The sequence below is a fragment of the Caballeronia sordidicola genome (genome assembly GCF_002220365.1).
GTDB classification, from domain to species: domain Bacteria; phylum Pseudomonadota; class Gammaproteobacteria; order Burkholderiales; family Burkholderiaceae; genus Caballeronia; species Caballeronia sordidicola_C.
Map to the genome: position 1 here is coordinate 179458 of NZ_MTHB01000063.1, position 12122 is coordinate 191579.

Here is a 12122-nt window from a genome sequence, read left to right on the forward strand (position 1 = left end):
CTTACTCCTGGTCGCTTGCCGGGCCTGCCGGGCTCGCCGGGCGGGGCGGCGCGTTCCGGTAGAAACGCGAACGCACGCGGCGCGCGAGCGAATCGAAGCCGAGATAGATCACCGGCGTGGTGAACAGCGTCAGCGCTTGCGACACGATCAACCCGCCAACAATCGCGATCCCGAGCGGCCGCCGCAGTTCAGAGCCCGCGCCCCAGCCGAGCATCAGCGGCAATGCGCCGAGAAGCGCGGCCATGGTGGTCATCAGGATGGGGCGGAAGCGCAGCAAACACGCCTGATAGATTGCATCGCGCGGACTTTTGCCTTGCTCGCGTTCGGCCTCCAGCGCGAAGTCGATCATCATGATGGCATTCTTTTTCACAATGCCGATCAGCAACACAATGCCGATGATCCCGATGATGTCGAGATCGTGCCCGGTGATCATCAGCGAAAGCAGCGCGCCGACGCCCGCCGAGGGCAGCGTGGACAGAATCGTGATCGGGTGGATAAAGCTCTCATACAACACGCCGAGCACGATATACATGGTGACGATCGCGGCCAGGATCAGGAACAGTTCGTTCGACAGCGACGCCTGGAAAGCCAGCGCCGCGCCCTGGAAACGGATCTGGAACGAGGCGGGCAAGCCGATGTCCTTCTGCGCCTGATCGATCGCTTTCACGGCCGCGCCCAGCGACGCGCCGGGAGCGAGGTTGAACGAGACGGTGGTCGCGGGGAACTGCCCGAGATGCGTCACCAGCAGCGGCGCCGCGCGTTCATGGAAGGTCGCGATGGCCGAGAGCGGTACCTGGCCCGAGCTTGCCGTGGACGACGGCAGGTAGATGCCATTCAGCGTCTCGCTGTAATGCGCCTCGGTCGGCTGGGACTCAAGAATCACGCGATACTGGTTCGACTGCGTGAAGATGGTCGAGATGATGCGTTGGCCGAATGCGTCGTAGAGGGCGTTATCGACGGTAGCCGGCGTGATGCCGAAGCGCGCAGCCGTCGCCCGGTCGATTTCCACATACACCGACTGGCCGTTCTGCTGCAGGTCGGTCGCGACATCCGCCAGTTCCGGCGCTTGCTGTAGCCGCGCCGTCAGTTTTGGCACCCATTCCGCGAATTCCGCCGAATTTGGATCCGTCAGCATGAACTGGTATTGGGTCGGGCTAACGGTGGAATCGATGGTCAGATCCTGCACCGGCTGCATGTAGAGCCGGATGCCTGGAATATTTTCCACGTCTTTCTGCAGGGTGCGGATCACGTCGCTCGACGTATTGCTGCGGTCGTCGCGAGGTTTCAGGTTGATCAGCATCCGGCCGCTATTCAGCGTGATATTGGTCCCGTCCACGCCAATGAACGAGGTCAGGCTTTCAACGTCCGGGTTCTTCAGGACCTGCGCGGCGAGCGCTTGCTGCTGTGCGGCGACCGCCTGGTAAGACGCAGCTTGTGGCGCCTGCGTAATCGCCTGGATCACGCCGGTATCCTGGATGGGAAAGAAGCCTTTCGGGATCCATATGTAGAGCAGGGCAGTGAGTACGAGCGTGAGCAAGGCGACCACCAGGGTCGAGCGCTGCCGGTCGAGCACCCAGGTCAACGCAACGCCATAACGCCCGATCACATAGTCGATGAACTGGTGCGCACGCGCTTCGAAGCGATGGCTTTCCTTCGGCGGCGTATGGCGCAGCAGCTTTGCGCACAGCATGGGCACGAGCGTAAGCGAGACGATCGCGGAGATCACGATGGTCACGGCCAGCGTGATTGCGAACTCGTGGAACAGCCGGCCGACCACATCGCCCATGAACAGCAGCGGAATCAGCACTGCGATCAGCGAGACGGTCAGCGAGATGATGGTGAAGCCGATCTGCTTTGAACCCTTGAGCGCCGCTTCAAGCGCCGACTCGCCTTCCTCCACGTAACGCGCGATGTTCTCGATCATCACGATGGCGTCATCGACGACAAAACCCGTTGCAATGGTCAACGCCATCAGCGAGAGGTTGTCGAGCGAGAAGCCGCACAGGTACATTACTGCAAGCGTACCGATCAGCGAGACCGGTACGGACAAGCTGGGAATCAGCGTGGCCCAGACGTTCGCGAGGAACAGGTAGATCACCAGCACGACCAGCACCACGGAAAGCGCCAGTTCAAACTGCACGTCGCGCACGGAGGCGCGAATGGTCGTGGTCCGGTCGGTGACGATGCGCACGTCGAGCGCAGCCGGCAGCGCCGACTGCAACTGCGGCAGGATCTTCTTGATGCCGTCGACCACCGCAATCACGTTCGCGCCCGGCTGGCGCTGCACGTTCAGGATGATCGCCGGCGTGTTGTCGACCCACGCGCCGAGCTTGGTGTTTTCCGGGCCTGAGACAACGGTCGCGACGTCGGTCAGCATCACCGGCCGGCCGTTCTTGTACGCGATAACCGCACTCTGGTAGGCGCTGGCGTCAGTGAGCTGGTCGTTTGCGTTGATCGTATAGGCGCGCGAAGGGCCGTCGAAATTGCCCTTCGGCGTGTTGACGTTGAGGTTCGAAATCGTGGTGCGCAAGTCGTCGATGTTCAGACCGTACGACGCCAGCGCGCGGGTGTTCGCCTGGATCCGCACAGCCGGCCGATTACCGCCGCTGACCGACACCAGCCCCACGCCGCCAACTTGCGAGATCTTCTGCGCGAGACGGGTATCGGCGAGATCCTGGACCTGCGTGAGCGGCAAGGTCTTCGAACTGATCGCGAGCGTGATGATGGGCGCGTCGGCGGGGTTCACCTTTGCGTAGATCGGCGGGGCCGGCAGGTCGGACGGCAGCAGGTTGCCGGCTGCATTGATAGCCGCCTGGACTTCCTGCTCGGCAATGTCGAGCGGCAGGTCGAGACTGAATTGCAGCGTGATGACAGACGCGCCTGCCGAACTCTGCGACGACATCTGGTTCAGGCTCGCCATCTGCCCGAACTGCTTTTCAAGCGGCGCGGTGACCGAGGTGGTCATCACGTCCGGCGACGCACCCGGATAGAACGTCTGCACCTGGATGGTCGGATAGTCGACGGCGGGCAGCGCGGACAGCGGCAAAAAGCGCAGCGCGACGAGGCCGACCAGCATGATTGCCGCCATCAGCAGCGCCGTGCCGACCGGACGCAGAATAAAAGGACGCGATGGATTCATGCGGGTGCAGTGCGGTTATGGATCATGAGTACATCATTGTTGCTGCTGCTTGCGATGGTGGCCGCGATGCGTCCCCGAAGCAGCCGATGCCGCCGACGCCGTCGAGGCTCCGGAAGCACCGGAAGCGGCTTTGGGCTTGTCTGCCGGAATAGTGATCTTCGCGCCTTCCTTCAGGCGGTCGGAGCCGTCGATCACCACACGTTCGCCCACTTCCAGGCCTGTCTTGATGCTGGTGCGTTCACCATCCACCGGACCGATCTTCACATTGCGTACGGTCACCGTATTGTCCGGCTTCACCACATAGACAAACGCGCCCGATGAACCGTTGAGTACCGCGGGCGTCGGCACGATGGTCGCGTCCTTGATGACATCGACCAGGAGTTTCGTGTTCACGAACTGGTTCGGAAACAGCATGCTTTCCTGATTGTCGAAGGTTGCGCGCAGCTTGACAGTGCCCGTGGTGGTATCGATCTGGTTGTCGATCGTTTCCAGGTAACCGCTTTCGAGCGATTTGGTGTTGGCCCGGTCATAAGCCGTCACCGACATCTTCGTGCCCGCATGCAGCGGCTTCAGGATCGCGGTGAGGTTGTCTTCGGAGGTCGTGAAAATGACGCTGATGGGCTGCAATTGCGTAATGACCACGACGCCATTCGTGTCGCCGGTCGTCACGTAGTTGCCCGGATCGACCTGCCGCAAGCCGACACGGCCCGACACCGGCGCCGTGATGCGCGCGTAGGTCAGGTCGAGTTTGTAGGTATCCACATTTGCCTGATCCGACTTCACCGTCCCCTCGTACTGCTGGACGAGCGATGCCTGCGTGTCCACTTGCTGGCTCGCGATCGAGTCTTGCGAGAGCAGCATCTGGTAGCGCTTCAGGTCGAGGCGGGCGGTTTGCAGCAACGCCTGGTCTTTCGCGAGCGTGCCTTGTGCATTGCGCAATGAGATTTCATAAGGGCGCGGGTCGATCTGAGCCAGCACGTCCCCCTTCTTGACCATCTGGCCTTCCTGGAACGCGACGTCTTGCAGCGTGCCGTTGAGCTGGGTCTTGACCGTTACCGACGCCAGCGGTGTCACCGTCCCGAGCGAATTGATCACCACGGGCATTTCCCCTTGCGTCACCGTCGCGACATGCACGGGTTGCGGCGGAGCCCCCATGCCCGGACCGCCGCCACCGCGCCGGCCGCCGCCTGCCTGCCGCGCTTGCTGCGAGTGATCGGCACCACCACGGTTCCACGGATGCCATGCGAACAGCCCCGCCACGATCAGGATCGCGACGACGATCCAGACAAGCCGGCGCCGGCGGGGCCGGCCAGGGGACACAGGAGGAGTCGAGGCTTGGGAGGTAGGCGAACGGGCTTCAGGGTAAGGCGGTGGTGCTGGGTGTTTTTTTTGTTCGTCCATCGTTTCAGTGGCTCGGTGAGTCGGTGTCGGTGGGCTCGGAAACTGTCTTGAGGTGCTGGCGGACTGGCTTGCCGGCGTTCGCGCGGACGGTTCTGAAGCGTGCTGGAACCGCCGTCGATTTACGTCACGCACTTTGCGCGGCGCAGTGATGCTCACGCGGCGAACACGCCATTGGCGCGCGGTGTGCTCGCGAAGCGTTCGCTTGAATGAAAGCTTCGAAAGGTGCCCGGGCGCGCGAAGCATGATGCTACGTCCCGTGCTTCGTTCCAGTCCAGCTATCTTTCTTTCGATTGATTACGAACGTTACGAATTCCTCATAGAGACAGAGGGCAATTCGAAACACCACCCCGCAGGGACGCGAAGGCCGACCGACATCGTATCGTCTTGTGCGTGCACGAGCCACGCGAAGCCCATGGCGAGGCGTGCCCAGTGGACCTCTTGTGCCGCTGTGGACGCAAAGCAGGAGGCGTCGTGCGTCGGGAAGCATGCGCCAAGAAAGCGAGCAACGATTGAAGGCAAAACGTCCCGCTGTGCCAATGCTGGTGCAGTGACACATTTGGGTGTTTTGCCCGCCATCAGGCATGGCGCGCATTATTTGGCGCGTTATTCGACGCGTTATTCGACGCGTTATTCGCTCAGGCGCGCGGACGGTGTTCCGCCGATCTCGTGCGTGATCTTCGCGACGCATTCGAGCAACGCCGGTGCGATCTCGTTGAGCAGCGCGTCCCGTGGCGCCTGATATTCAGCGCCGCCGCAATTGACCGCGTAGCGTTGCCCGGATGGGCCGACAAAGCCCGCCGCTACGGCATTGAGCCCCTGGTGCCACTCGCCGGTGGAGATGGCGAAACCACGGCGCACCGCGTCTTCCAGGCCCGACTTCAGGCTGCCGTCGATGCTCGGCCAGTCGTCGCCCGAAGCGATCCGCAGGCTGTCGATCAGGCCGGCCCTGTCGGGCTCGCCGAGCGCCGCCAGATACGCGCGGCCGACCGCCGTGCGTCCCAGGTCCATGCGCGAGCCGACTTCGAGCCGCGATACAAGCACGGCCGAGCGCGGCCGGATGGTATCGATGACAACCATGTCCAGCCTGTCTCGTACGGCCAGGTGAACGCTTAGCGTGGTCCGGTCCGCCAGTTCGATAAGAAACGGCCGCGCCCGCGCCCGGATGTCGAAGTTGCGCAGGAAGCCGTTGCTCAACTCCAGGACTGAAGCCGTCAGTACGAAACGCTCGCTGTCGGGTAGTTGAAACAGCAAATTGGCGCTGACCAGAGTCGCCGTCAACCGTGAAATAGTGGGCTTTGGGATGCCCGTCCATTCGGCCAGCTCGCGATTGCTTACCGGCGCGTTGGCGGCGGCAATACGCCGGAGTACATCGAGGCCTCGCGATAACGCGACGACTTCTTCACCGTCACGCCCTTTTTCCTTTTCCCGGCTCGTAGGCCGGCTCTCAGTGATTTGCATTATTTTTCGGAACTTGGTTTCGTTGGAAAGGCCGGAGACGCCATTCATCGAAGCTGACTGAGCACGCGCGCCACCGCTCACCGGAATCGTATTATCCAGCAATGAAAGGTGCATCTGCTGGACCCCTTTTTGTCATCAAACCCGCGTACCTTGCTGTCAGATAGTCGCTCAATCTTCGAAATTTCGCTTGACTAGGTTTCGCATAACGTAAAAAATGGAACCCGATTTCGAAAGCACTCCGGAAGCGCGAGTTGCGCGCTTCGAAATGCGATCGATAACCAGCTCTCAGGTTCTAGCACGGCCCTCGGAATGGCTAGAACTTTTAAGGCGCTACGGCAACGTAGCGCCTTTTTTTTGCCTGTCAAAGGCGCTGCCCGAGGATCCTCCGGGCAGCGCCTTCCTGAAAGCGTATTTTCGATTACGTGTGCAAAGGGCGTGCTGCCCCGTGATGATCTTGCTGCGGTGCAAGCAATGAAGGACGCTGGATGTGGCGTCCGCGCGACTCAAGTCCTTACGCTACCTTATCTCAAGGTGTTCCAATTCATTCCCCGTGCATGTTTAGTATTTTCTGGTGAACTAAAAGATTTTGATGCTTGCGCCGATAGGCCGATGCCCTTCCGAGGCGAAAGGGCATCGTGAGAAGCACTGGTATTTGCCGGGCGGTTGACCCGGCGAAGGGCTCAAGCCCTTATCAGTACCCCTAGCGGTGTGCGGCAAACATCCTGCCGGGTTTCAGCAAGCGCCGGCCGCGCAGTGCCCAATAGATGCCAGCCACACCCAACACTGCCGCGCTGCCGAACACGAGTACGGGAGAAACCTGCTGTGGCGCAGGATTGCTGGTAGCGACGATCATGCCGGCGATCAGCGCCACGCCTGCCTGCACAAAGGCACGCATGGCCCGGTTTCGATGGTCGGAAAAACGCACTGAACGCGACATGGGCGTGCGCGTGAACGGCTCAAAAAGGATCAGGCCGGCGACGAGGGCAACGAGCAGGTTCATCAGGATCATGACAACACTTCGCTATCGAATTCAGGGATGGCCGCACTATAAGAAGCGGCGCCGATGAAATGAATCAGAAGCGTCTTAAATCGGGTCGAATTTCAAACGTTCGGAGACGGTGCGGTTGGAGTCGCTGCGATTTGTCCGGGGTACGCCTGAAACCCGGCCGAATGGCCAGCATTGCCTCGTCGAGAGGAAGTGGGCTGGCGTGCACGGTTATCATGGGGTTCGAAAGAGCCGTTGAAGTGATCTGTTAATGCGGTGAATGTAACAATCGGGCAGCTGCAGCTTGCTCGCCCAACAGGACAATGACGATGCAAAAGAACTGGATGAACCGGCTGGCCGGCGCCGTGGTTGCGCTTGGACTTCTCGCCGCGTGTGAGAAGCACGACGCCGCAGCGGGGCAGGCCGCCGGTGCGCTGAACAATGTAGCGAGCCAGGCTGGCCAGAAATTCGATCAGGCGACGAACTATGTTGACCAGCAGGTCGACTCGGTCAAGCAGTCCGCGCAGCAGAACCTGCAGTCGGCGGGCACCTTGCCGGATATGTCGGCGAGTGGCGTGGCGGCGGCCGCAAGGGCCAATCTGGCAGGCGCGGCGAGCGCGACCAACGCCGCTATCATCAACGCCGCAAGCGACACCGGTGCGGGCTTGCAGTCCGCCGGGCACAAATTGCAGGACTGGTCGGCAAGCTCGGCGATGAGTCAAAGCGGCGCTAGCGGAGCATCGGGAACAAGTTCGGGCAGTTCGTCGAGCGGGTCATCTGCTACGTCGGCAGATCCCGGAAACGCCCGCTCGGATATGGACAAATAGGTGACAGCCGGCTGGAGTCACGCAAGCTGCGGCGCTGTTCAACACCGTAAACACGGCGTCTGCGGGCTAACATCTCGTTACCTGCGTGACCGTTTTGTCTAAAGATTATTTCAGCGCAGCGGCTAAACTGGCGATCTTTTACCTCTTTTGCGTATTGCGCACCGCCATGAAACCAAGCCGCATCCGGGCGCTAGCTGGCGCGCTGGTATTCGCCGCGTTGGTCAGCTCGGCGCTCACTGTTTTCGCCCTGAACGCCACCGCTGCGCCTCCGGCGCTCACGTTGCCGTCGTTCCAGGAACTTATCAACAAACCGGCGGCATCTGCCTCGGGCTCGGCGTCCGCGGCAGCTTCCGGCACGGCCGACGCCACCGCCAGTCCGGCCAGCGACGTGGATCTGACGCGATCGCTCGACACGGTTATCTCCACGCTGGACAACGACCGGGAACGCACGGCGCTGGTCGCACAGTTGAAAAAGCTTCGCGACGCCAAGCGTGATGCTCAAGCCGCCGCTCAACCGGCTGACTCATCGGCTGACTCATCGGCTGCGTCCGACGGTTCCGGCGCGGCAGTGCTGCCGGAGGTGGCCGCGGCCTCGTCGGCGAGTTCAACGTCGGCAGCGTCGTCGGCAGCGTCGTCGGTAGTCGCGGCTATCACGCCCAAAACGGGGCTGCTCGGGGCGATCGCGTCGGGGCTGGCGAGCGTAGAGGCCGACTTCAGCCGTGGCCGCACCCCGCTTAATTATTGGGGCGGTCGCCTGAACGCCGCGGGCAATGAGCTTTTCACCATTGTCTCGGGCCAGAGCCGTGAGAGTTTTGGCCACACGCTGCTCAACTATTGCCTGATGCTGGCTGGCTGGGGCGTGTGCGCTTTTCTGCTGGTCTATCTCCAGCGGTACTTGCACGCGCGTTACAAGGTTCATTTCGGGCTGCGTGCCAATCCGACCACGAGCGAGCTTCTGATCTTCGCGCTGCGGCGGGTCGGACCGTACCTGTTTGCGTTCGTCGCAGCGCTGACTTTTGCGCGGTTGATGCCGGTGTCGCTCGGCCGCACGCTCGCGATGGTGACGGCATACGCGATTGTCGCCGGCGCCGTGTTTTCATCGATCTGCCTGATCATGTTCTCGCTGTTCGGCTCGGCGCATCGCCGGGTGGCGGTGCATCTGCTGATTCTGCACGCGCGCCGCCTGTTATTTCTCATCGGCACGCTCGGCGCACTGGGCGACGCTGCGTCGAACTACGACGTGGCGCAACAACTCGGCACGAATCTGTCCGGGCTCCTCTCAACGGTCGCAAACATGGGCGCGGCGATCCTCACCGGCTATTTCACGCTGGCGTTCCAGCGGCCCGTGTCCCATCTGATCCGCAGCCGTTCATATGAGCAGCGCAGCCAGCACAAGGCCGCGACCGAAACGTTCGAGGTGGTCGGCTCGCTCTGGCAGGTGCCCATGCTGCTGCTTGCATCGGCTTCGGTGATCGCGACGCTTGCGGGTATCGGCACCTCCGAGAACGTCCTGCAAATGGCGATCGCAACCGCCGGCTTGCTGGTGGTCGGACTGTTTCTAAGCGCTGTTGCGTTGCGGGTCACGCGACTGCCGCAGCGCAAGACGCGCCGGCAATCGGCGTATGTACGACGGCTTTTCAGGTTCTTTGGCCGTATGGTCGTGCTGATGATCTGGCTGGCCTTCCTCGAACTTGCCTCGCGTTTCTGGGGGTTCTCGCTCACCAAACTGGCGGAGGAAAGCGTGGCCGCGCGCGGCATCACGCATGCGGTGAGCGCGATCCTGCTGACCATTCTGATCGCGTGGCTGGTGTGGATCCTGATCGATACGGCGATTCAGGAGGCGCTCAATCCGAACACGCCGCGCGGCAAAGGGCGTGGTCCGAGCATGCGCGCACGCACCATGCTGCCGCTGATCCGCAACGTGGTGTTCGTCGGACTGCTGAGCGTCGCCGCGATCATTACCGCGGCAAATCTTGGGTTGAACGTGACGCCGTTGCTTGCTGGCGCCGGCGTGATCGGACTGGCGGTGGGCTTTGGTGCGCAGTCGCTCGTAGCCGATCTGATAACGGGACTTTTCATCATCATCGAGGACACCATTTCTGTCGGCGATTCGATCGAGGTCGACGGCGGTCATGCGGGCGTGGTGGAAACGCTGACCATCCGTACCGTGCGACTGCGCGATGGGCAAGGCGCTATTCATGCCATCCCGTTTTCGCAGATCAAGGTGGTGAAGAATCTGTCGCGCGATTTTGCTTACGCGGTGTTCGAAGTGCGGGTGCCGTTTTCCGCCGATGTCGACCAGATCACGCAGATGATTCGTGAGGTCGGCGCGGAATTGATGGCCGATTTCCGATACCGGCGCGAGATGCTTGGACCGATCGAAGTGTGGGGGCTGGACCGGTTCGATCCCAACTGGATGGTCGTGAAAGGGCAGATCAAGACCTTGCCGCTGAAGCAATGGAGTGTCGCGCGGGCATTTAACGTCAGAGTCAAGCGCAAGATGGACGAGATCGGGATGGATGTTCCAGTGCCGCAAATGCAACTGCGGGTATCACGGGAATCCGGGTCAATGGACACGGACTTGAACGATCTGGAGGAGTTGACGGAAGCGGCTCCGCTGTCGCCGGTGGAACGCAGCTCGGCAGCCATGGCCCGCGATGTTTCGCATAAATCCCAGGCCGCGCCGCCGCCGACCGATCAATCCGTGCAAATACCGCCGCAGATTCCAACAGCGTCTGAACCGGGGAAAGCGTAGGGCGGGGGAAGCGCCGCTCCAGGACCGGATTGACGCGGGCCGACGAGTGTCAAGCGGCAACCATGACGAGATCGTTGACGTGCGTCGAGATGCGCTCACCGGGCACGCCATAGATATGGAGCGAGACCGCGGTGCGTCCCGTCGCCGACGCGTTGCCCAACTGGTGAATTGCCCCGCGCCCCGCGCCTACAAATGACACCGCGCCGTGCGCCCGTTCATGGCGGCGCGTTTGAACCGCCCGATTCGTGTCGGCATCCCACGCGAACAGCGTCTCGGAAAGCGTTCCTTCAATAACGGTATAAGCGCACCACGTGTGATGGCCATGTACCGGGCTTGCCTGACCGGCTTGCCAGACGAGCGCGGCGACGGCATAGCGGCCGAGCGGATCGGCGACCAGCAAATGGCGCCGATAACAATCCAGCCCGCCTTCACGCTGGGCATCGGACAAAAGGCCGGCTTCCCGCGACAAGCCGGTGAGAGCCGCCCGTACACCAAGCGCGAATCCCGCGGACGACGGATCGAGACAACAGGCTTGATCGAGTGCAGTGGACAACCGCGCGAGCGGCGACTTTGTATCAAGGGCAGAAGTCATGGCGAGGCTCGTCAGGAGGGCGGAATCAGACAGAAAGGAGCGGAAAGCTGAGCTTCTTTTATACCGGTTTGCATGTGGAAAAAGTTTCCATATAATTTCGCCAAGGCACGGAAAAGTAGAATAATTTCCTACAAGGGGCGGGCTGTGGGCATGGACCTTATCGATCGCAAGTTGCTGGAGCTGCTGCAGGAAGACGTGACAATGCCGATTGCCGAGCTGGCGACGCGCGTCAATCTCTCGCAGACTCCATGCTGGAAGCGCGTGCAACGGCTGAAGGAAACCGGCGTGATCCGCGCTCAGGTCGCGCTGTGCGATCCGCGCAAGCTGGGGGTCGGGACCACGGTGTTCGTCGCGGTGAAGACCAATCAGCACACGCAGACCTGGGCGGAGGACTTCACGCGCGCGGTGCGCGACATTCCCGAAGTCGTCGAGGTGTATCGAATGAGCGGGGAAACGGACTATCTGATGCGCGTGGTGGTGTCGGATATCGACGATTACGACCGTGTCTACAAAACGCTGATTCGCGCCGTGCCGCTTTACGACGTGAGTTCGAGTTTCGCGATGGAACAGATCAAATATTCCACCGCGCTGCCAGTGCGCTCCCCGCTCGGGGTCACGGGAAACTGAGGGTTTGTGCGTGAGATGGAACGCGTTCTGCGGGGTGGAGAGAAGGCCGCCGCAACCCTTCTGGAATGGATGTCGGGTAAGATCGTGCGCTTCGTCCAATACCACTCAGAGCTTCGATTTCATGACCGATGACCGCCGCAAAAAGGCCCCGAAGCGGAAGAACCCTACCTTCGCGATCAGTATTCTTATCGTGGTCGTGGTGCTGCTTGTGATCGGCACATTGTTCTTCAACGCGATCCGCGACAAGCGCGAGTACGAAAGAGAGAATCCACCGGAGGCGGCGAGCGCTACCGTTCCTGCCGCGCCTGCGACGGCTGCTTCCCAGTAACGTTCTTTCG

9 protein-coding genes are annotated in these 12122 nt (G+C 61.5%); 4 read left to right on the forward strand and 5 right to left on the reverse strand.

Features of this window, described 5'->3' with window-relative positions:
- Position 1: 1 nt before the first annotated feature.
- The 4 genes from BSU04_RS11520 to BSU04_RS11535 all read right to left on the reverse strand — a co-directional run bounded on the left by BSU04_RS11520 (position 2) and on the right by BSU04_RS11535 (position 7007).
- Entirely contained in the window at positions 2 to 3139 is a 3138-nt protein-coding gene (locus BSU04_RS11520; protein WP_089160725.1) for an MdtB/MuxB family multidrug efflux RND transporter permease subunit, read from the reverse strand.
- Positions 3140 to 3172: 33 nt separating this feature from the next.
- On the reverse strand, positions 3173 to 4540 hold the full coding sequence (locus BSU04_RS11525; protein ID WP_089160726.1) for an MdtA/MuxA family multidrug efflux RND transporter periplasmic adaptor subunit: 1368 nt from the start codon (positions 4538 to 4540) through the stop codon (positions 3173 to 3175).
- 627 nt (positions 4541 to 5167) lie between these two features.
- Positions 5168 to 5998 carry an IclR family transcriptional regulator gene (locus tag BSU04_RS11530; protein WP_089160759.1) on the reverse strand — a complete coding sequence of 277 codons (831 nt, stop codon included), beginning with the start codon at positions 5996 to 5998 and terminating at the stop codon, positions 5168 to 5170.
- A gap of 700 nt (positions 5999 to 6698) precedes the next feature.
- Positions 6699 to 7007 carry a hypothetical protein gene (locus BSU04_RS11535; protein WP_089160727.1) on the reverse strand — a complete coding sequence of 103 codons (309 nt, stop codon included), beginning with the start codon at positions 7005 to 7007 and terminating at the stop codon, positions 6699 to 6701.
- A gap of 305 nt (positions 7008 to 7312) precedes the next feature.
- Between BSU04_RS11535 and BSU04_RS11540 the strand changes: the two genes are divergently transcribed.
- Both BSU04_RS11540 and BSU04_RS11545 read left to right on the forward strand, forming a co-directional pair.
- Complete coding sequence (locus BSU04_RS11540) at positions 7313 to 7810, forward strand: hypothetical protein (protein WP_089160728.1); 498 nt, start codon at positions 7313 to 7315, stop codon at positions 7808 to 7810.
- A 166-nt stretch (positions 7811 to 7976) separates the two neighbouring features.
- Positions 7977 to 10565 carry a mechanosensitive ion channel family protein gene (locus BSU04_RS11545; RefSeq protein ID WP_089160729.1) on the forward strand — a complete coding sequence of 863 codons (2589 nt, stop codon included), beginning with the start codon at positions 7977 to 7979 and terminating at the stop codon, positions 10563 to 10565.
- 49 nt (positions 10566 to 10614) lie between these two features.
- Here BSU04_RS11545 and BSU04_RS11550 read toward each other — a convergent pair whose 3' ends face one another.
- The gene (locus tag BSU04_RS11550; protein WP_089160730.1) at positions 10615 to 11157 is read right to left on the reverse strand and encodes a cysteine dioxygenase family protein; all 543 of its coding nucleotides are present in this window, start codon (positions 11155 to 11157) and stop codon (positions 10615 to 10617) included.
- 144 nt (positions 11158 to 11301) lie between these two features.
- Here BSU04_RS11550 and BSU04_RS11555 point away from each other — a divergent pair, with 144 nt between their 5' ends.
- Together BSU04_RS11555 and BSU04_RS11560 are read left to right on the forward strand one after the other, a co-directional pair.
- A complete protein-coding gene (locus BSU04_RS11555; protein ID WP_089160731.1) occupies positions 11302 to 11784 on the forward strand; it encodes an Lrp/AsnC family transcriptional regulator in 483 nt (160 codons plus the stop codon).
- 121 nt (positions 11785 to 11905) lie between these two features.
- Positions 11906 to 12112 carry a hypothetical protein gene (locus BSU04_RS11560; protein WP_089160732.1) on the forward strand — a complete coding sequence of 69 codons (207 nt, stop codon included), beginning with the start codon at positions 11906 to 11908 and terminating at the stop codon, positions 12110 to 12112.
- Positions 12113 to 12122 lie beyond the last annotated feature (10 nt).